The 25765-nt window shown below is 73.8% G+C and carries 25 protein-coding genes and 1 pseudogene; 15 read left to right on the top strand and 11 right to left on the bottom strand.

Annotated elements, in window-relative coordinates; all coding sequences use genetic code 11:
- Positions 1-78, top strand: a pseudogene (locus AB0D08_RS33725) (disulfide bond formation protein DsbA); the annotation flags it as partial.
- 3 nt (positions 79-81) lie between these two features.
- Here AB0D08_RS33725 and AB0D08_RS33720 read toward each other — a convergent pair.
- Positions 82-972, bottom strand: a complete 891-nt coding sequence (locus AB0D08_RS33720) for an alkaline phosphatase family protein (protein WP_033819718.1) — start codon at positions 970-972, stop codon at positions 82-84.
- Between the two features lie 266 nt (positions 973-1238).
- Between AB0D08_RS33720 and cobC the strand changes: the two genes are divergently transcribed.
- Positions 1239-2657: an Rv2231c family pyridoxal phosphate-dependent protein CobC gene (gene cobC / locus AB0D08_RS33715; protein ID WP_082526410.1), complete on the top strand. Its 1419-nt coding sequence runs from the start codon at positions 1239-1241 to the stop codon at positions 2655-2657.
- A 30-nt stretch (positions 2658-2687) separates the two neighbouring features.
- Here cobC and AB0D08_RS33710 read toward each other — a convergent pair whose 3' ends face one another.
- From AB0D08_RS33710 to AB0D08_RS33690, 5 genes are all read right to left on the bottom strand, one after another.
- The gene (locus AB0D08_RS33710) at positions 2688-3521 is read right to left on the bottom strand and encodes an MOSC N-terminal beta barrel domain-containing protein (RefSeq protein ID WP_233288987.1); all 834 of its coding nucleotides are present in this window, start codon (positions 3519-3521) and stop codon (positions 2688-2690) included.
- Entirely contained in the window at positions 3518-4105 is a 588-nt protein-coding gene (locus AB0D08_RS33705) for a hypothetical protein (protein WP_051812120.1), read from the bottom strand. Before AB0D08_RS33705 ends, AB0D08_RS33710 begins: the two co-directional genes overlap by 4 nt.
- A gap of 68 nt (positions 4106-4173) precedes the next feature.
- Positions 4174-5307: a M48 family metallopeptidase gene (locus AB0D08_RS33700; protein ID WP_033819720.1), complete on the bottom strand. Its 1134-nt coding sequence runs from the start codon at positions 5305-5307 to the stop codon at positions 4174-4176.
- A gap of 148 nt (positions 5308-5455) precedes the next feature.
- Positions 5456-6478, bottom strand: coding sequence for a glutamine synthetase (glnII, locus tag AB0D08_RS33695; RefSeq protein WP_033819721.1), 1023 nt, complete (start codon positions 6476-6478; stop codon positions 5456-5458).
- 170 nt (positions 6479-6648) lie between these two features.
- A complete protein-coding gene (locus tag AB0D08_RS33690; protein ID WP_359894055.1) occupies positions 6649-7566 on the bottom strand; it encodes an SCO1860 family LAETG-anchored protein in 918 nt (305 codons plus the stop codon).
- Between the two features lie 286 nt (positions 7567-7852).
- On the opposite strand from AB0D08_RS33690, the gene AB0D08_RS33685 reads away from it, so the two are divergent.
- Entirely contained in the window at positions 7853-9913 is a 2061-nt protein-coding gene (locus AB0D08_RS33685; RefSeq protein WP_359894053.1) for a transglycosylase domain-containing protein, read from the top strand.
- A 31-nt stretch (positions 9914-9944) separates the two neighbouring features.
- On the opposite strand, the gene AB0D08_RS33680 is transcribed toward AB0D08_RS33685, so the two are convergent.
- Complete coding sequence (locus AB0D08_RS33680; RefSeq protein WP_033819723.1) at positions 9945-10622, bottom strand: uracil-DNA glycosylase; 678 nt, start codon at positions 10620-10622, stop codon at positions 9945-9947.
- A gap of 24 nt (positions 10623-10646) precedes the next feature.
- The gene (locus AB0D08_RS33675; protein WP_033819724.1) at positions 10647-11738 is read right to left on the bottom strand and encodes an amidohydrolase family protein; all 1092 of its coding nucleotides are present in this window, start codon (positions 11736-11738) and stop codon (positions 10647-10649) included.
- Positions 11739-11830: 92 nt separating this feature from the next.
- Between AB0D08_RS33675 and AB0D08_RS33670 the strand changes: the two genes are divergently transcribed.
- Together AB0D08_RS33670 and AB0D08_RS33665 are read left to right on the top strand one after the other, a co-directional pair.
- On the top strand, positions 11831-12928 hold the full coding sequence (locus AB0D08_RS33670) for an aminotransferase class V-fold PLP-dependent enzyme (protein WP_359894058.1): 1098 nt from the start codon (positions 11831-11833) through the stop codon (positions 12926-12928).
- 21 nt (positions 12929-12949) lie between these two features.
- Entirely contained in the window at positions 12950-13486 is a 537-nt protein-coding gene (locus tag AB0D08_RS33665) for a DUF234 domain-containing protein (protein WP_051814482.1), read from the top strand.
- A 43-nt stretch (positions 13487-13529) separates the two neighbouring features.
- Here the strand turns inward: AB0D08_RS33665 and AB0D08_RS33660 are convergent, their stop codons facing one another.
- Complete coding sequence (locus tag AB0D08_RS33660; protein ID WP_033826253.1) at positions 13530-14129, bottom strand: hypothetical protein; 600 nt, start codon at positions 14127-14129, stop codon at positions 13530-13532.
- A gap of 243 nt (positions 14130-14372) precedes the next feature.
- Here AB0D08_RS33660 and AB0D08_RS33655 point away from each other — a divergent pair, with 243 nt between their 5' ends.
- A complete protein-coding gene (locus tag AB0D08_RS33655) occupies positions 14373-15944 on the top strand; it encodes a TauD/TfdA family dioxygenase (RefSeq protein ID WP_359894050.1) in 1572 nt (523 codons plus the stop codon).
- A gap of 161 nt (positions 15945-16105) precedes the next feature.
- On the top strand, positions 16106-16762 hold the full coding sequence (locus AB0D08_RS33650) for a hypothetical protein (RefSeq protein WP_033826254.1): 657 nt from the start codon (positions 16106-16108) through the stop codon (positions 16760-16762).
- Positions 16763-16808: 46 nt separating this feature from the next.
- On the opposite strand, the gene AB0D08_RS33645 is transcribed toward AB0D08_RS33650, so the two are convergent.
- Positions 16809-17651, bottom strand: a complete 843-nt coding sequence (locus tag AB0D08_RS33645; RefSeq protein ID WP_359894049.1) for an SAM-dependent methyltransferase — start codon at positions 17649-17651, stop codon at positions 16809-16811.
- A 107-nt stretch (positions 17652-17758) separates the two neighbouring features.
- Positions 17759-18526, bottom strand: coding sequence for a GntR family transcriptional regulator (locus tag AB0D08_RS33640; RefSeq protein WP_033826269.1), 768 nt, complete (start codon positions 18524-18526; stop codon positions 17759-17761).
- Positions 18527-18797: 271 nt separating this feature from the next.
- Between AB0D08_RS33640 and AB0D08_RS33635 the strand changes: the two genes are divergently transcribed.
- The 8 genes from AB0D08_RS33635 to AB0D08_RS33600 all read left to right on the top strand — a co-directional run.
- On the top strand, positions 18798-19967 hold the full coding sequence (locus AB0D08_RS33635) for an ABC transporter substrate-binding protein (RefSeq protein WP_033826255.1): 1170 nt from the start codon (positions 18798-18800) through the stop codon (positions 19965-19967).
- An 8-nt stretch (positions 19968-19975) separates the two neighbouring features.
- Positions 19976-20935 (top strand): ABC transporter permease, encoded by a 960-nt coding sequence (locus tag AB0D08_RS33630; protein WP_051814484.1) that lies wholly within the window; start codon positions 19976-19978, stop codon positions 20933-20935.
- Positions 20923-21762 carry an ABC transporter permease subunit gene (locus AB0D08_RS33625; protein WP_149038722.1) on the top strand — a complete coding sequence of 280 codons (840 nt, stop codon included), beginning with the start codon at positions 20923-20925 and terminating at the stop codon, positions 21760-21762. Before AB0D08_RS33630 ends, AB0D08_RS33625 begins: the two co-directional genes overlap by 13 nt.
- Positions 21763-21783: 21 nt before the next feature.
- Complete coding sequence (locus AB0D08_RS33620; RefSeq protein ID WP_051814486.1) at positions 21784-22869, top strand: ABC transporter ATP-binding protein; 1086 nt, start codon at positions 21784-21786, stop codon at positions 22867-22869.
- A 28-nt stretch (positions 22870-22897) separates the two neighbouring features.
- The gene (locus AB0D08_RS33615) at positions 22898-23575 is read left to right on the top strand and encodes an HAD family phosphatase (protein WP_033826256.1); all 678 of its coding nucleotides are present in this window, start codon (positions 22898-22900) and stop codon (positions 23573-23575) included.
- The gene (locus AB0D08_RS33610) at positions 23575-23895 is read left to right on the top strand and encodes a multidrug efflux SMR transporter (protein WP_033826257.1); all 321 of its coding nucleotides are present in this window, start codon (positions 23575-23577) and stop codon (positions 23893-23895) included. The genes AB0D08_RS33615 and AB0D08_RS33610 overlap by 1 nt, the downstream gene beginning before the upstream one ends.
- A 222-nt stretch (positions 23896-24117) precedes the next feature.
- Positions 24118-25536, top strand: coding sequence for a hypothetical protein (locus AB0D08_RS33605; RefSeq protein ID WP_359894048.1), 1419 nt, complete (start codon positions 24118-24120; stop codon positions 25534-25536).
- An 11-nt stretch (positions 25537-25547) separates the two neighbouring features.
- A partial coding sequence (locus AB0D08_RS33600) for an alkaline phosphatase family protein (RefSeq protein ID WP_359894046.1) occupies positions 25548-25765 on the top strand: 218 nt, incomplete at its 3' end.

Genomic DNA, 25765 nt, shown 5'->3' with positions numbered 1-25765 from the left:
GGCCCGGTCCGGGTCCTGATCGCCGCCGCCCAGCTCCACGGTGACAAGGTGCTCGGCCCGCTCTACACCGAGCTCGGCATGTCAGTTCCAGATGCCGGTGAGGTCGGAGGCGGAGGCGGCGTTGCCCGCGTGCGCGGACAGGCCCGCCAGGTCCTCCAGGGTGCGCAGCACGTTGTAGTGGTTGTAGGTGGTGCTGCTGGAGCTGCCCGGGGTGACGTGCTGGCCGTACAGGACGGTCGGGATGCGGTTGCCGGACAGCTTGTTGTCCTCGTCGAAGGTGACGACCAGGATGCTGTTGTGGGTCTGGGCCCAGGTGGCGTACGCGCCCAGGTTGTTCTTGATCCAGGTGTCGCCGGTGGAGACCGAGCAGTCGTGCATGTCGCTGCACAGGTTCGGCACCACGAAGGAGACCTTGGGCAGCGTGGTGTAGTCGGTCGGGAACTGCGTCATGGTCTTGGCGGTGTTGGTCGGCACGTTGGAGAAGCCGAACCACGGGTTGTGCTTCTGCGCGTACTTGCCGCTGCTGCAGACGGTCGAGCCCTGGCTCGGCAGGGTCTCGTTGTAGCTGGCCCAGGACTTGCCGGCGGCGATCAGCTCGGAGGCCAGGTTGGGCGCCGAGATCGAGCCGACGCCGACGCAGCCGTCGTCGGTGCGGCCCTGGTTGGAGCCCGAGAACAGCATGTAGTAGTTGGGCTCGCTGGGGTGGGTGAGGCCGTAGGACTGGGTGAGGCTGGCGCCTCCGGCCTTCAGGGTGTTGTTCAGGTAGGGGGCGCTGGAGCTGCCGATCACCTGGGTGTAGGCGTGGTTCTCCATCACCACGACGACCACGTGGTCGGGGGCGGGCAGGGCCGCGGCCTGCGCGGTCGAACCGGTGGCGGCCCACAGGCCGGCGGAGGTGGCGGCGAGGGCGACGGCCCCGGCCAGCGCGGTGAGGGAGCGACGGTTGCGCTTGGGCGCCTGGTCGGCGGTCATGACTGTCCTCCGGACAGAAGTGACGGGCGTGCGAGCGGATTTGGAGCGCCGCAACCCTAGGGGGGAGCCGGTGGACTCGGCCGCGCCCCGGACATGAAGAACAGGCGAACGCTCACCGCCAATTTGTCGTGCACGGGCCAGATCCGGCCCGGCCGGGCACCCCGGGGCGCGGCGAAGCTCACAGCCCCGCCGATTGACCCGCCCGTCGCCCCCGTGGTGGGATTTCGACGCCGACGACCAGGTCGTTTTCGAGAAGGGCGGACCCGGTGAAGGGACCCTCACTGACCGTCGGCCTCGGCGCCCGCCGCGGCGTCAGCTGCGCGGAGGTCCTCGCCCTGGTCGACTCGGTGCTCGCCGAGGCCGGCCGCGCCCGGCACGAGATCGCCCGGCTCGCCACCCTGGACGCGCGCACCGCCGAGCCCGGCCTGCGCGCGGCCGCCGCCGAACTCGGTGTGCCGCTGACCGGCCACCCCGCCGAGGAGCTGGCCCGGGTGCCGGTCCCGCACCCGTCCACCGCGGCGCTGGCCGCCGTCGGCACCCCGGGCGTCGCGGAGGCGGCGGCACTGCTCGGCTCCGGCGGCACCCTGCTGGTCACCAAGCGCAGATCGGCCCTGGCCACGGTGGCCCTCGCCGCGCCCGGCGGGCCGGCCGAACCCGACCTGCGCCACCACGGGGACGCCGAGGTCCGCACCCCCGGGCTGGTCGACCTGGCCGTCAACGTCCGTACCGGCACACCGCCGCGGTGGCTGCGCGACCACCTCGCCGACACCCTCACCGCCCTCGCCGCCTACCCCGACCAGCGGGCCGCGCGGGCCGCCGTGGCCGCCCGGCACGGCCGGCCGGTCGAGGAGGTCCTGCTGACCGCCGGCGCCGCCGAGGCCTTCGTGCTGCTGGCCCGGGTACTGGCGCCGCGTCACGCCGTCGTGGTGCACCCGCAGTTCACCGAACCCGAGGCCGCCCTGCGGGACGCCGGGCACCCCGTGCACCGGGCGCTGCTCACCGCCGCGGACGGCTTCCGGCTACGGCCCGGCGCCGTACCCGAGCAGGCCGACCTGGTGGTGGTCGGCAACCCGACCAACCCGACCTCCGTGCTGCATCCGGCCGCCGCGCTGGGCGCGCTGGCCAGGCCCGGACGGACCCTGGTGGTCGACGAGGCCTTCATGGACACCGACCCGGGCGAGCGGGAGTCCCTGGCGGCGGTGCGCGGACTGCCCGGGCGGCTGGTGGTGCTGCGCAGCCTCACCAAGACCTGGGGCCTGGCGGGGCTGCGGATCGGCTACGTGCTCGGCCCGGCCGCGCTGATCGCCGAACTCGCCGCCGCCCAGCCGCTGTGGCCGGTCTCCTCGCCCGCGCTGGCCGCCGCCGAGATCTGCAGCGCACCCGCCGCGCTGGCCGAGGCGGACCGGGCCGCGGTCACCACCGCCGCCCACCGCGACCACCTGCTGCGCGGGTTGGCGTCGGTGCCGGGGGTACGGGTGCACGGCGCGCCGGCCGCCTCGTTCGTGCTGGTGGAGCTGGACGGCGCCGCCGCCGTCCGGGAGCGGCTGCGGGCCGACGGGTTCGCCGTCCGCCGCGGCGACACCTTCCCCGGGCTCGGGCCCGACTGGCTGCGGATCGCGGTCCGCGACCCGGACACCACCGACCGGTTCCTGGCCGCTCTGACCCGGGCGGTGACCGGGCGGTGACCGGGCGGGCCGCGGACGGGCAGGCCGGGGTCAGTCGAACCGGACCGCGTCCCCCCGGCTGACCGGCCCCGGCCGCAGCACCTCGGCGTACACCCCGGCGCACGGCAGCGGGCCGAGTCCGGCCAGCGGCTCGATCCGGTTGTGCCGGGCCGGTACCCGCAGCGCGTCGGGGTCGCGCGGCAGGACGCCGTGGGCCAGGGTCGGCACCGCGCAGCGCGGGGTGGCCAGCAGCACCCGGATCCGCAGCCGCGGGCCGATCCGCAGGCACCGGCCGACCCAGGAGTTCTCGGGGAAGCCCTCGGCCGGGCCGGTGTCGATCACCAGGTTGGGCCGGTAGCGGGCGGCCTCGACGGTGCCGCGCGGGGCGAGCCGGGCGATCTCCTCCAGCGTCGCGGTGGTCAGCAGGTGCAGCGGGGCGTGGTCGAAGAAGGTGCCGGGCGGTGCGGCGGAGCCGAACGCGTGGACGGTGTGGTCCACCTCGGCGTCGGCGCCGAGCCGCAGCACCTCATCGGGCACGGCCCGCTCCAGTACGGCGCCGGGCGGACGGCTGCCGATCAGCGTCACCGGGCGGCCGAGCCGCTCGGACAGCGCGCGGCCGGCCTTCGGGTCGTCCCCGTCCAGCACCTCCCCGTCGGGGCCGTGGATCCTTACCCCCGCACCGGTGTGGACGGCGGAGTGGGCCAGCAGCCGCTGCCAGCGCCGCGGCTGCTTGGCGCTGGCGATCCGGCCGGTGGCGGTGTCCAGCAGGGCGAGCGTCCGGTCCCCGTGCAGCCCGCGATCGGTGACCAGGGCCTCGGGGATCTCCTCGCCCAGCATCGACTTGACCGGGTACCGGTGCAGGGAGCGGACGGTGCCCGGGTTCACCCGGCCGCTCCGGGGGCGTCGGCCCCGGTGAGGGTGCCCGCCCAGTCGGCGAGCAGCGCGAAGTCGGCCGGCTGCAGGCCGGTCCGGTGGTCGACGAGCAGGGTCAGCGCCGGGGCGGGGTGGTGGGCGGCGATCCACGCGGTGTCCCGCGGGGTCAGCTCGTCGTCCACCCAGGCGAACGGCCGGCCGGCGGCCCAGGCGACCAGGTGGCGGGTCTTCCAGTGCAGGTCGTCCGGGTCGCCGTGGTGCATGGACGGCCAGTCGATGTACGGGAGTTCGGGCAGGCCGAGGAGCGGCGCGAGGTGCTCGCCGGCCTCGCCTTTCCAGGTGGTCGCCCAGACCAGGTCGTACGGCAGCGCCAGCAGCGCCGGGCCGTGCCCCGGGTGCAGCCACACCCGCAGCGGCTTGGCGTACCCGGGTGAACGGTCGGTCTGCCGGGCGATCCAGGAGGCCGGCCTGACGCGGTGGGTGAGGTAGCCCGCCGGGCGGCGGTGCGGCTTCGCCGTGTACGGGTTGAGCGGCCCGTCGACGTCGAGCATCAGCAGCGGTCGCGGGCCCGCTCCCGGCTGCGGTGCGTTTGGCATGCGGTACCGACCCCCCTGGTGGCTGTGCCCGGATTCTCCGGCACACCCGGCGGCCGCGCCAACGGGTTTCAGGCCCGCGCGCGCTGCCAGGTCCGGGCCGCGGCGATCCGCCGGACCGCGGCGGGGTGGGTGGCGAAGAGCAGTTCCAGCAGCCGGGGCGGGTCGACGTCGGAGCTGTTGGTGACCGCCAGCCGGCGCTGCATCGCGATGAACTGCTCCGGGTCCGCCGTCAGTTCGAGCGCGTGCAGGTCGGCCCTGGCCTCGATGCGGCGGCTCACCGCGCACTGCGCCGGCCCGCTCAGGGCGCCGGTCAGCGCCGCGACGGCGGCCATCAGCGGCAGCGACCGCGGATCGGCCGGGCCGCTCGCCCCGGCCGCGTCGAGCAGCGGCCCCCACCCGGTCAGCAGGCCGATCACCACCACCGCCAGCGCCGCGCCGAGCGCGCCGAGCACGGTGCCGGTCAGCACGTCGCGGTGCTTGACGTGGCCGAGTTCATGGGCGACCACCAGCTCCACCTCCCGCGGTTCGGCGGCCGTCAGCAGCGTGTCGTACGCGACGATCCGCCGGGTGGCGCCGAACCCGGAGACGTAGGCGTTGAGCGCGGTGGTGCGGCGGGAGGCGTCGGCCACCAGCACCTCGCGGACCCGGACGCCGTCCTGCCCGGCGAGGCCCAGCAGGGCGTCGCGCAGCGGGCCGGGCGGCATCGGGGTGAACCGGTTGAACAGCGGCTCGAACACCAGCGGGTGCAGGAACGACAGCGCCACCGTGAGCAGCGCCGCCGCCCCGGCGGCCGGCACCCACCAGCGGTCCGGCGACCGGTCGGTCAGCGCGTACAGCCCGTAGGCGAGCGGAAGTCCGAGCAGCAGGGTCAGGCCCAGGCCGCGCAGCCGGTCCACCACCCAGCCGCCCCAGCCCTGGGTGACCAGTCCGAAGCGGGCGCGCACCACCCGGACCCGGGCGGCGGCGGGCAGACCGATCAACTGCCCGAACAGCACCAGCGCGGCGGCGCCGGCCAGCACCTCGGCGGTCCGCGAGCCGCCGAACAGGCCGCCCGCCGCGGTCACCAGCCCGGCCCCGGCGGCGGTCAGCCCGAGCACCAGGGAGAGCAGCAGCCCGGCCAGCCGCCCGCCGAGCAGCCACGGCACCTGGGCCCGCCGCAGGGCGCGGCCCCTGGCCACCTGTTCGGGCGTGAAGTCGTCCATGGGGCCACCCTAGAGAAGGTCCGGGTCGGCCGGCCCGGCGCGCGGGCGCACCGGCTGACGGCGGGGCACACGGCCGCGCGCCCGCCGGTCCCCTTCCCACGGGTGTGGGAGGGGACCGGCGGGCGCGTCGGGCGCTGGGGGCCTCGGATCAGACCTGGCCGGCCTTCTCCAGGGCGGAGCAGCAGGTGTTGACCAGCAGGCGGGTCACCACGTACGGGTCGACGTTGGCGTTCGGGCGGCGGTCCTCGATGTAGCCCTTCTGCTCGACCTCGACCTGCCACGGGATGCGGACCGAGGCGCCGCGGTCGGAGACGCCGTAGGAGTAGACGTTCCACGGGGCGGTCTCGTGCAGACCGGTCAGGCGGGACTCGATGCCGAAGCCGTACTGCTTGACGTGCTCCAGGACCTTCTCCTGCGAGGTGCCGAGCGACTCGCAGGCGGTGATGATGGCGTCGTAGCCCTCACGCATGGCCTTGGTGGAGAAGTTGGTGTGGGCGCCGGCGCCGTTCCAGTCGCCGCGCACGGGCTTGGCGTCCAGGGTGGCGTCGATGCCGAACTCCTCGGCGGTGCGGTAGAGCAGGTAGCGGGCGACCCACAGGTGGTCGGAGACGGTCAGCGCGTCGACCGGGCCGATCTGGAACTCCCACTGGCCGGGCATGACCTCGGCGTTGATGCCGCAGATGGCCAGGCCGGCCTCGATGCAGCGGTCGAGGTGCAGCTCGACGATCTCGCGGCCGAAGACCTCCTCGGCGCCGACGCCGCAGTAGTAGCCGCCCTGCGGGGCCGGGAAGCCGCCCTCGGGGAAGCCGAGCGGGCGCGAGCCCTTGAAGAAGGTGTACTCCTGCTCGATGCCGAAGATCGACTCCTGGGCGGCGAACTGCTCGGCGATCGGGCGCAGCAGGGCGCGGGTGTTGGAGACGTGCGGGGTGCCGTCGGTCTCGTTGACCTCGCACAGCACCAGGATGTTGTCACCGCCGCGGATCGGGTCCGGGAAGGAGGCGACCGGCTCGAGTACGCGGTCCGAGGCGTGGCCCTCGGCCTGGTTGGTCGACGAGCCGTCGAAGCCCCAGGTCGGCAGCTTGTCCGCGTTGGCCAGGATCCGAGTCTTGGAACGGAGCTTGGCGGTCGGCTGCGTGCCGTCGATCCAGATGTACTCGGCCTTGATTGCCATTGCGGTGAACCTCACTGCTTGGGTGGTGGGTGCCCGCGTAGCGTCGCAAGCCGCCGTTTCCCGGTTGTTCCTCCTATGTAACGCCCATGTGAACCAACGGACCGCAGCGGCACGCTCACGGTAGGAGAGTGCCAGTCCCGCGATGCGGACGCGGCCGTGGACGGCGGGGCTCAGTGGCGGCGGGCGTGGGCCCGGCGGCGGCGGGTCATCCAGAGTGCGGCCGCGCCCGTCACCAGCAGCGTCGCCCCACCCGCGAGCACCGGGAGGGTTCCGCTGCTGCCGGTGGAGGCGAGCGACTCGGAGCGGTCCGGGGCCGGGACCGGCCGGGCCGCGGTGGTGGCGGGTGAGGCGGACGGGACGGGTGCGGCGGACGAGGCGGGCGCCGGGACCGGCTTCTCGCAGCTGACCGAGGCGATGGTGATCCGGCCGCTCACCCGGGCGACGTTCAGGTTCAGCGGGTTGACGTCGACGGTGGCCTCCAGCGCCGAGGCCGCGGCGGTCGAGGAGGTGGTGGTCTTCCGGGAGAACTGGATGTCGACCACCCCGACGCCCGGCACCTCGACGTGGCTCGGCCCGTTCAGTCCCGCCGTGACCGACTTGCCGAGCACCGTGACCTTGGCCGGGGCGACCACCTTGGCGGTGGGCGGGCCGTCGACGGGACAGGTCACCTCCGCACTGAGCGCCTCCAGGCCGAGCAGCGCGGTGCCGGGCAGGCCGGGGGCGTGCAGGTCGGCGTCGACCAGCCGGACGGAGGCGGCGGCGCCGTGCTCGTCCGCACTGGTGGCGGACCTGCCGAGGTCCGCCTTGAGCAGGGTGACCGGGCGGCCCTGGTCGACGCCGTCTACCTTGGCGGTGAGTACCGAGCCGTTCTGCTGGGCGGGGCTCTGCACCCGGTTCAGCGAGACGTCGACCGGTACGTCGACCTGGTCGAGCAGGCGGACGTCCAGGGCGAGTTCGGCGGTCACGGCGGTGGCCCGGCCGGGGCTGCCGGCGCCCGGCGCCGCGGATGCCGCCGGCAGCGGCAGGGCGAGGGTCAGGGCGGACGCGGCGAGGCCGGCGGCGGCGGCCGTGCGCAGGACTGAGGACATGGCGGTACCCCCACGGGTGGCGGATGTGGCAGAGCGCGCTCCTGGCTCACCCCGTGGGGGCTGACACCGCAGCGGCCAGGGGGGAGGGGCTTGTGCTCTCGACTGCCGCCAGTCTCATCGAACGATCAGTCACATGAGTAACACAGAAAGCCATTTCACCCGTTCGAGTGAGACTGCCCGTCAAGAGCCACCGGAACGGCCGACTCCCCATTCTGTGGCGGTCCTGTGACGAACCAGCGGCCCCGACCGGCCCGTCGTCTCATCTCCTCTGTCTACGCTCGGATCCATGCCCTCGCCACGATCCCGCTCCTCGATACGCCGCACCGCCTACGCCGCCTCCCTCGTCGCCCGGCTGGTCGCCGTCAGCACCGTCGCGGGCGTCCTGCTCGCCGGCCTGGCGCTGCCCGCCGTCGGCAGCGTCGGACTGGCCGCGAAGGAGGCCGTCTCCGACTTCGACGACCTGCCGGACGACTTCACCACGCCCCCGCTCTCCCAGGCGTCCACGGTCTACGACGCGAGCGGCCAGGTGATCGCGACGGTCTACCAGCGGGACCGCACCGTGGTGCCGAGCGAGCGGATCTCCCCGCTCCTGAAGGCCGCGCTGGTGGACATCGAGGACAACCGCTTCTACCAGCACGGCGCGGTCGACCTGAAGGGCGTGCTGCGGGCGGTCAACCGCAACGCCGCCAGCGGCGAGATCTCCCAGGGCGCCTCCACCCTGACCCAGCAGTACGTCAAGAACGTCTTCGTCGACCAGGCCGGCGACGACCCGCAGGCCGTCCAGGCCGCCCAGGCGCAGACCCTCGGCCGCAAGGTCAAGGAGATGAAGTACGCGATCAAGCTGGAGGAGACCCTCAGCAAGGACGAGATCCTCACCGACTACCTGAACATCACCTTCTTCGGTGAGCAGGCGTACGGCATCGAGGCGGCCTCCCAGCGCTACTTCAGCGTCCACGCGAGCGACCTCACCCTCGCCCAGGCCGCCCTGCTGGCCGGTCTGGTGCAGTCCCCCACCGGCTACGACCCAGTGGTCAACCCCAAGGCGGCCAAGGCCCGCCGCGACACGGTGCTCGACAAGATGGCGGAGTACGGCAGCATCACCCGCGCCCAGGCCGACGCCGCCATCGCCGAACCGGTCACCCTCGCCGTCAGCCGGGCCCGGCAGGGCTGCATCACGGCCGCCCAGGGCGAGGGCTTCTTCTGCGACTACGTCCACAAGCTGCTCACCACCGACCCGGCCTTCGGCGCCACCGCCGCCGAACGCCAGGCCCGGTGGGCCCGCGGCGGCCTGCAGATCCACACCACCCTCGACCCCAAGGCCCAGCAGGCGGTCCAGGCCTCCGTCACCGCCCACGCCTACCCCTCCGACCAGGCCGCCGCGGCGATGACCGTGGTGCAGCCCGGCACCGGCCGGATCCTGGCGATGGGCCAGAGCCGCCCGTACGGGCTGGGCACCGACCAGACCCAGATCAACCTGAACGTCGGCAAGCCGATGGGCGGCGGGCTCGGCTTCCCCACCGGCTCGACCTTCAAGCCGATCGTGGCCGCCGCCGCGCTGGAGAGCGGGCGCACCCCCGCGCAGTCGTACCCCGCGCCGGCGAGCATGCCGTGGCCGGCCATGAAGAACTGCGAGGGCGGGCGCTACCCGCAGAGCGGCGAGGTGCACAACGACGAGAGCGACCAGGTCGGACCGTTCACCATGGGCCCGGCGATGGCGAAGTCGGTGAACACCTACTTCGCCGCGCTGGAGGGCGAGATCGGCCTGTGCACCGTCGTGCAGACCGCCAACCGGCTGGGCATCTCCCAGCAGGCCGGCGGCCAGAAGCTGGACGCCGTGCCGTCCATAGCGCTCGGCAGCAACAGCCTCAGCCCGCTGGACATGGCCGGCGCCTACGCGGCCTTCGCCGCCCACGGCACCTACTGCCGGCCGGTCGCGATCGACTCGGTGACCACGGCGGACGGCAAGGCGCTGGCCGTGCCGAAGGCCAACTGCTCGGAGGCGATGTCGGCCACCACCGCGGACACCCTCACCACCCTGCTGCGGGGTGTCGTCCAGGACGGCACCGGCACCGCGGCCGGCCTCGACGACCGCGACAGCGCCGGCAAGACCGGCACCACCAACGGCTCCAAGCAGGTCTGGTTCGTCGGCTACACGGCCGAGCTGGCCGCGGCCACCGTCGTCGCCGACACCGACCAGCCGGCCTCGCTGAACAACCGCCGGATCGGAGGGAAGAACGTCGGCTCCGCCTCGGGCGGCACCGTCGCCGGTCCGGTCTGGCGCGACGCGGTGGAGGGCGCCCTGAAGGGAACGCCCGCCAAGCCGCTCACCCGGATCCCCCTCCCCTAGCGTCCGGGAGGGGTGCGGTCTCGGGCACGGCCTACGGCAGGCGCCAGTCCACCGGCTGCGCGCCCTGCCGGACCAGCAGGTCGTTGGCCCGGCTGAACGGCCGGGAGCCGAAGAAGCCGCGGTCGGCCGACATCGGGCTCGGGTGCGCGGACTCCACCGACGGCACCTGCCCGAGCAGCGGCCGCAGGTTGCGGGCGTCGCGGCCCCAGAGGATCGCCACCAGCGGGCCGCCGCGCGCCACCAGCGCCCGGATCGCCTGCTCGGTGACCTCCTCCCAGCCCTTGCCCCGGTGCGCGGCCGGCTTGCCGGGCGCGGTGGTCAGCGCCCGGTTGAGCAGCAGCACGCCCTGCTCGGTCCACGGCGTCAGATCGCCGTTGGACGGCGGCGGGAAGCCCAGGTCGTGCCCGTACTCCTGGAAGATGTTGACCAGGCTGCCCGGGATCGGCCGCACCTCGGGCGCCACCGAGAAGCTCAGCCCCACCGCGTGCCCCGGGGTCGGGTAAGGGTCCTGACCGACGATCAGCACCCGGACCCGGTCGAACGGCTGCTGGAAGGCGCGCAGCACGTTCGGCCCGGCGGGCAGGTAGGTCCGGCGGGCGGCCAGCTCGGCGCGCAGGAAGTCGCCCATGGCGGCCACCCGCCCGGAGACGGGCTCCAGGGCCTTGGCCCAGCCAGGTTCGACGATCTCGTGGAGGGGACGCGGTGCCATGCCCGCCACCCTATCGGCCCAACGTCAGCGGACGATCCGCCCGCGGAGCACCACCAGCCGGGGATCGGCCAGCACCCGGATGTCCGCGCGCGGGTCCTGGTCGTAGACCACCAGGTCGGCCGGGGCACCCTCGGTCAGGCCGTCCCGGCCCAGCCACTCCCGGGCCCGCCAACTGGCCGCCGCCAGCGCCTCGTTGGCCGACAGTCCGGCCTTGACCAGCTCGGCGGTCTCCTCGGCGACCAGGCCGTGCGCCAGCGAGCCGCCCGCATCGGTGCCCACGAAGATCGGGATGCCGGCGTCCCGGGCCGCGCCGACCGTCTCGTAGCGGCGCTCGTGCAGCCGCCGCATGTGCGCCGACCAGGCCGGGAACTTGCTCTCACCGCCCGCCGCCAGGCCCGGGAAGGTGGCGATGTTGACCAGCGTCGGCACGATCGCCACCTGCCGCTCGGCGAACTGCGGGATCAACTCCTCGGTCAGCCCGGTGGCGTGCTCGATGCAGTCGATCCCGGCGGCCAGCAGGTCCGGCAGCGACTCGGCGGCGAAGCAGTGCGCGGTGACCCGGGCGCCCTCCTCGTGCGCGGCGGCGATCGCCTCCTTCAGCGCGTCGCCCGGCCAGCAGGCCGCCAGGTCGCCGCGGTCCCGGTCGATCCAGTCGCCGACCAGCTTCACCCAGCCGTCGCCGCGCCGGGCCTCGGCCCGGACGTACGCGGCGAGGTCGCCCGGCTCGATCTCGTGGGCGTAGTTGCGGATGTAGCGGCGGGTACGGGCGATGTGCCGGCCGGCCCGGATGATCCTGGGCAGGTCCTCGCGGTCGTCGATCCACCCGGTGTCGGCGGCCGAACCGGCATCCCGGATCAGCAGGGTGCCGGCGTCCCGGTCGGTCAGCGCCTGCTTCTCGCTGGTCGCCGCGTCCACCGCGCCGTGCGCGTCCAGGCCGACGTGGCAGTGCGCGTCCACCAGGCCCGGCAGCACCCAGCCGGTGACCGTCCGGACGTCCGCCGCGGACACCGGCCGGTCGAAGGTCACCCGGCCGTCGACCACCCACAGCTCGTCCCGGACCTCCTCTGGCCCGACCAGCACCCGGCCCCTGATGTGCAGCACCGCACCGTCGCTCATGCGCCGCACTCTACCGAGACCGCTCCGCCCGGCGGCAGGGTGCGGTGCGGCAGACTGGCCCGGTGTCCGTCCGTACCCGAAAGGCCGTCGCCATGAGCCCGTTCCTGGACCTCCCGCCACTGAGCGCAGCACGGTTCGCCGCGATCGAGGACCGGGTGGCCGCGCTGCTGCACACCTCCGCGGACGTGATCATCACCCAGGGCGAGGCCCTGCTGCCGCTGGAGGCCGCGATCCGCGGCGCCGCCCACCCCGGCTCCACCGCGCTGAACATCGTCACCGGCCCCTACGGGCAGACCTTCGGCGGCTGGCTGCGCGACTGCGGAGCCGAGGTGGCCGACCTGGCGGTCCCGTACGACACCGCGGTCTCGGCCGGGCAGGTCGCCGAGGCACTGCGGGACCGCCCGGAGACCGACTTCGTCTCGCTGGTGCACGCCGAGGCCGCGACCGGCAACACCAACCCGGTCGCGGAGATCGCCGCCGTGGTCCGCGCGCACGGCGCCCTGCTGATGCTGGACGCGGTCGCCTCGGTGGCGGCCGAGCCGGTGCTCACCGACGAGTGGGGCGTCGACCTGTGCGTGATCGGCGGGCAGAAGGCGATGGGCGGTCCGGCCGGCGTCTCGGCGGTCGCGGTCGGCCCGCGCGCCTGGCAGCGGATCACCGCCAACCCGGCCGCGCCGCGCCGCTCGTACCTCTCGCTGCTGGACTGGAAGGAGCGCTGGACGGACGCCGGGCGCACCGCCCTGCCGCACGCCCCGGCCCAGTTGGAGATGCTCGCGCTCGAGGCCTGCCTGGACCGGATCGACGCCGAGGGCCTGCCCGCCAACCTCGCCCGGCACCGCGCCGCGGCCGCCGCCACCCGGGCCGGCGCCCGCGCCCTCGCCCCGCTCGCCCCGTACGTGCCGCGCGACCGGGACGCCGCCCCGGTGGCCACCACCCTGCGCACCCCGCCGGCCCTGAACGCGGCCGAGCTGACCGCCGCCGCACTGCGCGCCGACCCCACCGTCCCGCTCCAGCCCGGCGGCGGCCCGCTCGCCGCCACCATGCTCCGGGTCAACCACTACGGCCCGGCCGCCACCCCGGACACCGTCCTGGCCACCCTCGCGGCCCTGGCCACGGCCCTCGGCACGGACCCCGCCGCGGCCTTGGACGCCGCCGGGGAGGCATGGGAGGCGACCGTAGCGCGACCCTGAGGATTCACGGAGCTACTTGGCGTGGTCGCGGTCGACACCCCCGTGGGGGCCGGGGACAACAGCCGGCTCCGGCGCTACCGGATCGAGGATCCGTACCTGCGGTTCTGGTTCCGGTTCGTCGAGCAGCAGGTGCCCCAGATCTCCCGTGGCCGCTCGGACATCGCCGTCGACGCCTTCCGCCGGGACTGGACCACCTGGCGCGGCAAGGCGATCGAACCCCTGGTCCACGAGGCGGTCCGCCGACTCGCCCCCGGCCTCCCGGTGCTCGAAGGCGCCGATGACATCGGCAGCTGGTGGACCAGGGACAACGCCCACGAGTACGACCTGGTGGCACGCAGCGCCCGGGCCCGCCGCACCACCGCCCTCGGCACCGTCAAGTGGCGCGAGCGCAAGCCGGTCACACCCGGCGAGCTGCACGAGCTCGCGCTGGCACGGACCGTGGTCCCCGACGCGGCCGACGCACGGCTGGTCACCGTCTGCCCGGCCGGCCTGCACTCCGGGGTCACCCCCGACCTCCACCTCGGCCCGGCCGACCTGCTCGCCGCCTGGCGCGCCTGACCGACCCGCCGGGGTCTACAGCCCAATGCGGGCGGACCGCCGGTCAGCGTGGCTGCTCCGCCAGCGACCGCAGCTGCCGGGCGCCGTCGGCCGGTCCGTGCCCGTCGGGGGCGCGGACGCCGCCGATCTCCGCATAGGACGCCGTCATCCCCTCGTCGTACCAGAGACAGGACCCGACCGGGCCGGTCGGGCCGCCCTCCTCGCCGCAGACCATCGCACCGCCGAGCGGGCCCGGGTCCACCGGGAGCACCCCGTCGTACACCCACGGGTTCCGCGCCAGCCGGGTGTCGAGCGCCGCTCGGGGATCGGGGAAGCGCTGCACGTGGCCGAGCACCGCCACGACCCGGCCGGGCGTGCCGGGATCCGCGTACACCGCGGCGAAGTCGCCGGGCCCGGCCGGCTCACCGAGCGCCGCCAACAGGCGGTCGGCCTCCTCGCGTGGAGCGAGCGGCAGCCCGTGGAAGGTGGGCGGCGGCTCGAACCGGTAGCGGGACGGCCCCTGCCGGTCCCCCGCGCACACCACCGCCACCACGGCGACGCCGAGCGCCACGGCCACCCCGGTCCAGGCCCAGCGCCGGCCGGAGCGCGGTCGGACCGGCAACTCCGGCATCGGGTAGGGCGGTTCCTTGAGTACGTCCGACATCGCTTCTCCCCCTCGGCGCGGTCACCGCACACCATCCCACCAGGCCGGGAGGGCACCGTCCGGGCCGGCGGCCCGGAATGCAGCGAATCACCCGCAATGGCGCGGCCGGATCGTTACCGCTCCCAGCGGCCGCTGTTCGCCTGCCGGACATCTGCCGGACCCGCCGGCATCACCGTGCTTCGGCAGGGTCGAGGTGCAGGAAAGTTGTATGTACAACTGACCCACCGTGAGGAGTCGAGAGACGTGACCCTGTCCCCGTACTGGCTGCGCGACAACTGCCCGTGCACCAGGTGCCGCGACCCGCGCAACGGGCAGAAGCTGTTCCAGATCGGCGAGTTGCCCGACCACCTGAGCTGCACCGAGCAGGTGGAGCAGGACGGGGTGCTGCACGTGGTCTGGTCGGACGGCCACCGCTCCTCGTACCCGCTCGGCTGGCTGGCCGAGCAGGGCGAGGGCGACGGGCGGACCGAGCAGGGCAAGCGGCTGTGGGAGGCGGCGGAGTTCGGGCGCGGCATCCCGGAGGCGGACTGGGCGGCCTACCTCGCGGACCCGGCGGAGCGCGCCGCCGTGCTCGGCGCGGTCCGGCACCTGGGCTTCGCGGTGCTGCGCGGGGTGCCGGGCGAGGAGCGCCAGGTGCTGGCGGTGGCCCGCAGCTTCGGCTACGTCCGGGAGACCAACTACGGCGAGCTGTTCGACGTGCGGATCGAGCCCGACCCCAACAACCTGGCCTTCACCAGCGCCGCCATCGCACCGCACACCGACAACCCCTACCGCGACCCGGTGCCCACCCTCCAGCTGCTGCACTGCCTGCGCAACGACGCCACCGGCGGCGACTCCGGGCTGGTGGACGGCTTCCGCGCGGCCGACCTGCTGCGCACCGAGCACCCGGAGGACTTCGCGACGCTCACCGCCACCCCGGTCCCGTTCGTCTTCCGCGACCGGCGCACCGAACTGCTCGCCGAGCGGCCGCTGATCGGGACCGACCCGCTGGGGCGGATCCGCGAGGTGCGTTTCAACAACCGGTCGATCGGCACGCTGCGGCTGCCGCCCGCCGAGCTGGACGCCTTCTACGCCGCCTACCGCCGGTTCGCCGCGATCACGCTGCGGCCCGAGCTCCAGCTGACCTTCCGGCTCGGCCACGGCGACTGCCTGGTCTTCGACAACACCCGGCTGCTGCACGCCCGGACCGCCTTCGAGCAGGACGGCCACCGCCACCTCCAGGGCTGCTACGCCGACCTGGACTCGCTCGCCAGCACCCTCGCAGTGCTGCACCGGCAGACCGCCGCACTGGACACCCTTGAGCAGCTGTTCGAGGGCGAGGGTGCGGCCGAGTACCTCGGCGAGGAGGTCACCATGGCGCAGCACATGATGCAGGCCGGTGCGCTGGCCGAGGCCGCCGGGGCGCCCGCGCACCTGGTCGCGGCCGCGCTGCTGCACGACGTCGGCCACTTCGACGGCACCGGCCTGGAGCTGATGCAGGGCCGGGACAACCGGCACAGCCACACCGGCGCCGAGTGGCTGGGCCGCTGGTTCGGCCCCGAGGTGACCGAGCCGGTCCGGCTGCACGTGGCGGCCAAGCGCTACCTGTGCGCGGTCGAGCCCGGCTACCGGGAGCGGCTGTCGGAGGCCTCCGAGTACACCCTCCAGGTGCAGGGCGGCCCGATGGACGAGGCGCAGGCGGCCCGGTTCGCGGCGCTGCCCGGCGCCGAGGACGCGGTGGCCGTCCGCCGCTGGGACGAGCAGGCGAAGGAGGCCGATGCGCCGACCCCGCCGTTCGCCCACTTCCGGCCGCTGCTGGCCGAGTTGATGCGCTGACCCCGCCGGGCGACCGGCCGCGCCGCCCGCGCGGCCGGTCGCCCGGAACGGTCCCCCGGCGGCGGCCCGCGTGCCATCCTGGACGCGCGGACATCCACCACAGCTGCCGGGGGAGCGCGGATGACGGGGACCGGACGGCGGAGCGGGCCCGGGGGGCCGGTGTGACCGCCTTCGACGCGGGCTTCCTGGTGGCGGTGAACGCCTTCCTGCTCGCCAACTACGTGGCGGTCCGGATGTGGCCGTCCGGGCTGCGGGCCACCGTGGCGTACCTGCTGCTGCTGAACGTCGCGGTGCTCTGGCTGGTGCACGACGTCGGCTCGGGCTGGGGCCTGCCGGTCACGGCGGCGGTGTCGCTGGTGGCGGCGGTCCTCGCCCTGCGGTCCTCGGTGCGGGAGATGACGGCCCGGATCGCCGTGATCGACGGGCCCGGGTTCGACCGGCTGATCACCGCGGTCGCGGCGGCCGAGGGCCCGCAGGTGCTCGGCCTGTGCGTGGTGCCGACCGGTGCGCTGATGGTCATCGCGATGCCCGACGCCCAGCACCCGGAGGGCCGCAGGTTCGTGCTGCCGCCGGGCGCGGACTGCCACTTCTGCCGGGTGGAGGAGAAGCTCCGGCTGCTGCTCGGCGACGGGAGCGTGCTCGTCACCGAGTACCGCGGGCACCTTCGGGCGGGGCGCAGCCGGCACGCGCTGGTCAGGCGGGCGTCGGCGGCCGAGCCGTGGACCGGGCGGCTGCGCGACCGCGTCCTGTACCGGGCCCCGGCGCCCGGCCGGCGACCGCCCTGCGCAGTGCACGACGCGATCGTGGGGGCCGGTTAGCCGCGACCCCCGGGGGGCGGGCCGGGCCGGCCCGCCCCCGGCGGGGTCACTTCTTGCGGGCGACCGCGCCCCAGTAGTAGGCGGCGGTCGGGTCGGCCGGGGGCTCGCCGTCGGGGCGCCAGGCCATCACCGGGGAGACGCCCGGCTCCAGCAGTTCCCAGCCGTCGAAGAACCGGGTGACCTCCTCGCGGGTGCGCGGCACCAGGGTCATGCCGCCCTGCTGGGCCGCGGCGGCGACGGTGGCCACCGTCTCGGGGTCGAAGTCCTGGGTCGGGTGGGTGAGCGCGATGCAGCTGCCGGACGGGAGGGAGTCGCGCAGTTCGGCGACCTTGCCCCACGGGTCGTCCTGGTCGGCGACCAGCATCAGGACTGCGATCAGCAGCAGGCCGACCGGCTCGTCGAGGTCGAGGGTGCCGGTCAGTTCGGGGTCGGCCAGCAGTTCGGCGGGCTTGCGCAGGTCGGCGTGGATGTAGGTGGTGCGGCTGCCGGGGGCGGAGGACATCAGCGCGCGGGCGTGGGCCAGCACGATCGGGTCGTTGTCGACGTACACCACCCGGGTGCCGGGGCTGACGGCCTCGGCGATGTCGTGGGTGTTGGGGGAGGTGGGGATGCCGGTGCCCAGGTCGAGGAACTGGCGCAGGCCGAGTTCCTGGGCCAGGTAGCGGACGGCGCGGCCCTGGAAGGCGCGGTTCTCCTTGGCCATCTCCCGGATGCTGGGGATGGCCTGCTCGAACGCCTGGCCCATGGCCCGGTCGGGGGCGAAGTTGGTCTTGCCGCCCAGCCAGTAGTCGTAGACCCGGGCGGAGTGCGGTGCGGTGGTGTCGACGCCGAGGCGCTCCCACTCACCCTGGTCCCGCCCGCCGTCGGCGTGTTCCTGACTGGACGTCATCGTCGCATCCCCTCAAGGCAGATCATCACACTGGCCGCAGCAGCCTAGCGGTAACCCCTCGGAAATCCGGGGCGTCCGGCCGAACGCCCCGCGCGTCGCACGCTCCGTCAGTCGCTCTCCCGGGCGTGCCGCGAGAGCGCGGAGGAGGCCAGCGAGTTGTGGATGCTGAAGGCCACCGTGCCCGGCAGGTAACGGTCCTGGGACCACTCGACGGGGGTGCCGGTGGGGTCGGTGGTCCGCCGCTTCTCGCGCAGCAGCGGGCTGCCGCGGCGGCAGCCGAGCAGCCGGGCGTCGTCGGCGTTGGCCGCGACCACGTCGATGGTGTGGTCGGCGTCGGTGAACAGGATGCCGTGCTCGCGCAGCGGCTCGGTGTGCGAGACCACGTCGGCGGGCAGCTCGGCCACCACCTCGCCGACCCGGGGCGGATAGACGGTGCGCTCGACCATCACCGGGATGCCGGAAAGGGTGCGCAGCCGCAGGGTCACGTACACCTCGGTGCCGGGCTCCAGGCGCAGGTGCTCGCGCTCGGCGGCGTCCGCGGGCCGGCGGATCAGCGACTCCAGGCGGCCGCCGGGCTCCTCCCCCATCGAGCGGGCCCAGTGGGTGAAGCTGAGCAGCTCCGAGAAGCTCTGTACCCGGGCGGTGCCGAGCACCACCCGGCGGGTACCGCGACGCGACGTGACCAGGCCGTCGGCCCGCAGCATCGCCAGCGCCTGGCGGACGGTGCCGCGGGAGACCCCGTACTGCTCGGCCAGCGCGCCCTCGGCCGGGAGCCGGCCGGCCTCCCCGAAGCTGCCGGAGGTGATCGCTTCCCGCAGGTCGGCGGCCACCTTGCGGTAGAGCGAGCCGGCGGCGCGGTCCTGGTCGAGTGCCATGTCGGTCAAGGTCCCTCCTCGGGCGCTGGCCCGGGCATTGGTGTCGCGCGGGACGCCACCGACTGTAGCCGCTGCGGATCTCCGTGGACGGACGGGATTCGACCGTTCCGGCAGCCGCCCCCTGTTCTGGGCCATCCGTTCACCTTCCCGTCACCGGGCTCGGGCGTACTTACCCCCGTCAGCACAAGTTGGCCAGCCAACTTGGCCCAGCGTCAGCTGACCCCCTGATTCGAAACTCCCCGCCTGTACACCTCATTCAGGAGAACCACCAGTGACCGTGCACCGCCCTCGTGCCGCCGCCCTCGCGGCCGTACTGACCGCCGCCGCACTCTCCCTCTCCGCCTGTGGCTCGGCGGGGACGTCCGCCAAGTCCGGTGACACGGCCGCCGGTGCGAAGAAGGAGGCCAAGGACGCCACGTCGGCCGCCGACTTCGGCGGCATGGACGCCCTGGTCGCCGCCGCCAAGAAGGAGGGCAAGCTGCACGTCATCACGCTGCCCAAGGACTGGGCGAACTACGGCAAGATCATGGACTCGTTCAAGGCCAAGTACGGCATCGAGATCGAGGACGAGAACCCGGACGGCTCCAGCCAGGACGAGATCAACGCGATCACCTCCCGCAAGGGCCAGGACCGCGCCCCCGACGTCGTCGACCTGGGCAGCGCCTTCGCGGTCTCGGCCGCCAAGGACGGCCTGCTCGCCCCCTACAAGGTGGCCAACTTCGACAAGGTGCCGGACACCATGAAGGAGGCCACCGGCCTCACCGTCAACGACTACGGCGGCTACATCTCGATCGGCTGCGACGCCAAGGCCATCCCGGTCTGCCCGAAGACCTTCGCGGACCTGCTGAAGCCGGAGTACAAGGGCAAGGTCGCGCTGAACGGCAACCCGACCAAGTCGGGCTCGGCCTTCGGCGGCGTCTACGCGGCGGCGCTCGCCAACGGCGGCTCGCTGGACAACATCCAGCCCGGCATCGACTTCTTCGCCAAGCTGAAGCAGAGCGGCAACTTCGTGCCGGTCGAGTCGACCCCGGCCACCGTCGAGAAGGGCGAGACCCCGATCTCGATCGACTGGTCCTACCTGAACGCCGGCTACACCGACGAGTTCAAGGGCAAGGGCATCGACTGGCAGGTCGCCGTCCCGTCCGACGGCTCCTACGCCCAGTACTACAACCAGGCGATCAACAAGACCGCCCCGCACCCGGCCGCCGCGCGCCTGTGGCAGGAGTACCTGTTCAGCGCCGAGGGCCAGAACCTCTTCCTCGGCGGCTACGCCACCCCGGCCCTCTTCGACACCCTGAAGAAGGACGGCACCCTCGACGCCACCGCCGCCGCCAAGCTGCCGGCCGTCGAGAAGCCCTTCACCACCTTCCCGACCCAGGACCAGATCACGGCCGCGAAGAAGGTCGTGACCGAGAACTGGACCAAGGCGATCGCGGGCTGATCACAGACATGACCACGGCTCCCACCCCGGTGCCGACCCCGGCCGCCACTGAGAAGCTCAGTGGCGGCCACGGGGTGTCCGGCACCGCTACCCCCGCCCCCGGCTCCCACGCCAAGCGCCGCGCCCCGCGCGGCGGCTCGTGGCTGGCCACCCTGCCCCTGTTCGTGTTCTTCGCGATCGCCTTCGGCCTGCCCGCCGTCGCCATCGCGATCGGCGCCTTCACCGTCTCCAACGACGCGGAGACCGGCGCCGGCACCTTCACCACCGCCAACCTCTCCGACTCGGTCTCCGGCGCCTACTGGACCGCCCTGGTCAGCAGCGTCAAGCTGTCCGCGATCACCGCGCTGATCGGCACCCTGGTCGGGCTGCCGATCGCGCAGGCCGTGGTGACCAGCCGGTTCCGGATGCTGCGCGAGGCGGTCCTGACCGCCTCCGGCGTGCTCGCCAACTTCGGCGGCCTGCCGCTCGCGTTCGCCTTCGTGGCGACCCTCGGCAACGCCGGCGAGCTCACCAAGCTGTTCCACCTCACCGACCACGGCTGGACGCTGTACAGCTTCACCGGCCTGACCGTCGCCTACCTGTACTTCCTGATCCCGCTGATGGTGCTCACCATCACCCCCGCCCTGGACGGCCTGCGGGTCCAGTGGCGCGAGGCGGCCCAGAACAACCGGGCCACCTCCCTGCAGTACTGGCGGCACGTCGCCCTGCCGATCCTGCTGCCCTCGCTGCTCGGCGGCTTCGTGCTGCTGTTCGGCAGCGCGTTCGCGGCGTACGCGACCGCCGCCGCGATGGTCGGCGCCACCGTGCCGCTGATCAGCCGCCAGATCGCGGACGCACTGTCCGGCAACGTCCTGGTCGGGCAGGGCAACCTCGCGCTCGCCCTCAGCCTCGACATGATCATCGTCGCCGTCCTGGTGATGGCGGTCTACCTTCCCCTCCAGCGTCGGAGCGCACGATGGCTCAGCTGACCTCCCGCTCCCCGCTGGCCCGGTTCCAGCCCGGCCGCGCGCTCGTGCTGCTGGTGGCCGCGCTGTACTTCCTGGTCCCGATGGGCGCCTCGATCTGGTTCTCCATCAGCGACAACAACGGCATCGGCTTCCAGGCCTACACCGGCCTGCTCGGCGCCGAGGGCTTCACCGACAGCCTCTGGCTGACCCTGAAGCTGGCGCTGGCCACCGTGCTGGTGCTCCTGCTGCTGCTGGTGCCCGCGATGATCGCCGCCCGGCTCGGCTCGCCCCGGCTGCGCACCGCCCTGGAGATCCTCTGCACCCTGCCGCTGGTGGTGCCCCCGGTGGCGCTCACCGCCGGCATGATCGGCGTGCTGCGCTGGGGCCCGGACTACCTGATGGACACGCCGTTCTTCCAGACCTTCGTGTTCATCCAGCAGCCCGAGTTCCCGATCGTCCTGGTCCTCGCGTACGTGCTGATGGCCCTGCCGCTCGCCTACCGCGCGCTGGACGCCGGACTGCGCTCGGTGGACGTCCGCACCCTGGTCGAGGCGGCCCGCAACTGCGGCGCCAGCTGGCCCCGCTCGGTCTTCACGGTGATCCTGCCGAACCTGCGCGGCGCCCTGCTGAACGCCGGCTTCCTGACCCTCGCCCTGGTGCTCGGCGAGTTCACCGCCGCCTCCATCCTCGGCTACCAGCCCTTCCCGGTCTGGATCTACGCGGTCGGCAACAGCCAGGGCCAGATGTCCGTCGCCGTCTCGGTGCTCAGCCTGCTGATCACCTGGGTCCTGCTGCTCCTGCTGGCCGCCGCCGGCCGCGAGCGCCGCCACAAGCCCGCCCACTCCTGAACCACCAGCGGAGAAACCCCCATGACCACGGTTACCGCCCCCGTTGCCGACGTGCAGCCCGCACCCGGCAGCGCGACCGTCGAATTCCGTTCGCTGCGCCGCTCGTTCGGCGCCACCACCGCGCTGGACGGCCTCAACCTGACCGTCCACCCCGGTGAGCTGCTCGCCCTGCTCGGCCCGTCCGGCTGCGGCAAGACCACCGCGCTGCGGATCCTGGCCGGCTTCGAGCAGCACGACTCCGGCCAGGTCCTGGTCGACGGCGAGGACATCACCAGGATCCCGGCGCACCGCCGCGACGCGGGCATGGTCTTCCAGTCGTACAGCCTCTTCCCGCACCTGACCGCCGCCGACAACGTCGCCTTCGGCCTGCGGATGCGCGGCGCCGGCAAGGCCGAGCGCCGCAAGCGCGCCAAGGAGCTGCTGGAGCTGGTCGGCCTGCCGCAGCACGCCGACCGCTACCCGCACCAGATGTCCGGCGGCCAGCAGCAGCGCATCGCGCTCGCCCGCGCCCTGGCCCTGCAGCCGCGGGTGCTGCTGCTCGACGAGCCGCTGTCCGCGCTCGACGCCAAGGTCCGGCTCAACCTGCGCGAGGAGATCCGCCGTCTCCAGCAGGAACTCGCCATCACCACCCTGTTCGTGACCCACGACCAGGAGGAGGCGCTGTCGATGGCCGACCGGGTCGCCGTCCTGCGGGCCGGCCGCCTGGAGCAGTGCGCCACCCCGTCCGAGCTGTACGCGCGCCCGGCCACCGCCTTCGTCGCCGAGTTCGTCGGCACCATGAGCCGGATCCCGGCCGTCCGGGCCGGCGACGGCGTCGAGGTGCTCGGCCGCCGCCACCCGGTAGACGGCACGGTGCCCGCCGACGGTCAGCTGGACGTCCTGGTGCGCCCGGAGAACGTCACCCTGGTCCCCGCCCTGCACGGCCGCGCCCAGGTGGTCGGCGCGTCCTTCCTGGGCGCGGTCACCCGGCTCACCGTCCGGCTGGCCGACGGCACCGAGGTCAAGGCGGACCTCGCGACCGAGCTCGCCGCCGGCCTGCCGGTAGGCTCCACCGCCGACATCGCCCTGCCGGACCGTCCGGTGCTGGTCGACCGACGCGCCTCCTGATCACCCGATCTCCACCGAAGGTACCGCCATGCCTGCCCGTTCCCATCCCAGCCCCGCCGCCGTCCTGTTCGACATGGACGGCACCCTGGTCGACACCGAACACCTCTGGTGGCAGTGCGCCGCCGAGCTGGCCACCGAACTCGGCCTCACCCTCACCGAGCGCGACCTGCCGGAGGTGCTCGGCCGCGCCGTCGAGCACACCGCCGCCCACCTGCACCGGGCCAGCGGCACCGACCGCGCCGAACAGGAGCTGGTCCAGCTGCTGGACGAGTCCTTCACCGGCAAGGTCGCCGCCCAGGTGACGCCCCGGCCCGGCGCGCTCGACCTGCTGGCCGCGCTGCGGGCCGCCGAGGTGCCCACCGCGCTGGTCTCGGCCTCCCCGCGCCGGGTGGTCGACCTGGTGCTGGACAGCCTCGGCCGCCAGTGGTTCACCGTGACCCTGGCCGCCGAGGACACCGAGCGCACCAAGCCCGACCCGGCCCCCTACCTCGCCGCCGCCGAGCGGCTCGGCCTCGACCCGGCCGTCTGCGTCGCCGTCGAGGACACGCCGACCGGGGTGGCCTCCGCGCACGCGGCCGGCTGCGCGGTCCTGGCGGTGCCCTCCACCGTGCCGATCCCCGCGGCCGACCGGGTCACCCTGCTGGAGAGCCTGACCGAGGCGGACCTCGCGCTGCTCGGGCGGCTCGCCGCGCCCCGGCCCGCCTGATGCCGTACCTGCTGCTCGCCCTGGCGATCGCCAGCGAGGTCTGCGCGACCAGTTGCCTCAAGCTGACCGAGGGCTTCACCCGGCTCTGGCCGAGCATCGGGGTCGGTATCGGCTACGCGCTCTCCTTCCTGCTGCTCGGCCGCGCGCTCAAGCACATCCCGGTCTCGGTCGCGTACGCGGTCTGGTCCGGCGCCGGCACCGCCGCGGTGGCCGGCATAGGCGTCGGCGCGTTCGGCGAATCCCTGGGCCGCGCCCAGTGGTTGGGCATCGCGCTGATCATCATCGGGGTGGTCGTGCTCAACCTGCGCGGCGGCCACTGAGCCGCCCCGTGCCCTGACACCCCCTGACGCCCCGGCGGCCCCCGCCGGGGCGTCAGGCATTCCCCGAACTGCCCCTTCTGTTACCGGCCAGGAGTTCCGGCGCCGCCCGACGACCGGTCACATCCCGTTCATCCTCCGTCCGCCGCACCCCGAGTGAATTGGCCCAGTTGTACAGCCAACTCAACTCAGCCGCCCAAGCCCGGCGCGGCGGACAGGACCCCCGTGGCGACAGGATCCTCCCTCGTCCTCTCCTCACCCACCAGTCCCACCGAAGGCGACAAGCTCACCTTCCACTGGACCACCGATGCTCCGGACGCGAAGAACTGGGTGGGCATCTACGACGGCACCCGGCTGCCCGGCACCGGCTCCTCGCTGCTGTGGAAGTACACCCCGGACGCCTCCGGTGACCTCCAGCTCGACACCTCCGCGCTCACCGGCGGCCCTTACACCGCGTACCTGCTGGCCAAGGACGGGTACGGGATCCTCGCCCGGAGCGCGCCCTTCAGCTTCAGGCCCAAGCCCGCCGCGCCCCGCTCGCACGCCGCCGTCGACGCGCTGACCACCACCGCCGTGGCGCCCGCCACCGCGTTCAGCTTCAAGCTGGGCGGGCTGTGGATGCGCCCCTCCGGTACGCCGGTCTTCCGCAAGATCAGCGGTGACTCCTGGCTGTCGGTGGCCGCCGACGGCACGGTGAGCGGCACCTCGCCGAACACCGCGCCGGTCAAGCCCGCCGTGCTGACCGTCGGGGTGAAGGACCCCGCGGGCAACACCGACACCATCACCGTCCAGGTGCCGGTCAACACCAAGAAGGTCATCCTCAAGACCGCCAGCTGGAACCTCTGCAAGGCCGGTGCGGGATTCGAGGACGCGCTGGAGAAGCAGCTGCGGGTGATCCTCGCCCAGAACCTGGACCTCGTGGCGCTCCAGGAGACCGCCGGCACCGCCGCCACCACCCTGGCCACCGCGCTCGGCTGGTACGTGTACCAGAGCGCGGGGAGCGTCGGCATCGTCAGCCGCTACCCGCTCGGTGAGATCACCGCAGCCACCGCGGAGCTGCCGGCCGCCGGCGTCACCGTGCAGCTGCCGGGCAACCGCAGCATCCGGTTCTGGGCCGCGCACCTGGACGAGGCCGACTACGGCCCGTACGCGGTGCAGGACGGCCGCACCGCCGAGGCCACCACCGCGAGCGAGAGCGCCTCCACCCGCGGCAAGCAGGCCACCGCGCTGGCCGCCCTGCTGAAGGCCGAGCTCGCCGCCCGCAAGGTCGTGGTGCTGGCCGCCGACCTGGCCTCGCCCTCGCACCTGGACTGGACGCCCGCCACCGCCGCCGCGCACAGCGGCGTCACCGCGCTCAACTGGCCGGTCACCGTGGCCCTGCAGAACGCCGGACTGGTCGACGCGTACCGGACGGCGCACCCCGACCCGGCCGCCTCGCCGGGCAACACCTGGTCCGTGACCCGGCGCACCCGCGGCACCAAGGCCGAGCCGCAGGACCGGATCGACCAGATCCACTTCGCCGGCCGGCTGGTCCTGGTCGAGGCGCACACGCTGGTCACCGGCTGGCCGCAGCCCGAGCCCTCGGCCGCCGCCAACGAGTGGCCCTCGGACACCGCCGCCGCCGTCGCCACCTTCACCTTCTGAGAGGCCGACCGATGACCCCCCAGCTCAGCCGCCGCACCTTCGTGTCGGCCACCGCAGCCGCCGGCGCGGCCACCCTGACCGGTCTGGCCGGCGCCACCGAGGCCGAGGCGAAGGCCAAGCCGACGTCCGGCACCGTGGCGGACGTCAAGCACGTGGTGATCCTGATGCAGGAGAACCGCTCCTTCGACCACTACTTCGGCACCCTCAACGGCGTCCGCGGCTTCGCCGA

It is taken from the genome of Kitasatospora sp. NPDC048540, from assembly GCF_040651175.1.
Classification (GTDB): Bacteria; Actinomycetota; Actinomycetes; order Streptomycetales; family Streptomycetaceae; genus Kitasatospora.
This window is presented reverse-complemented; position numbering and strand designations above follow the sequence as displayed.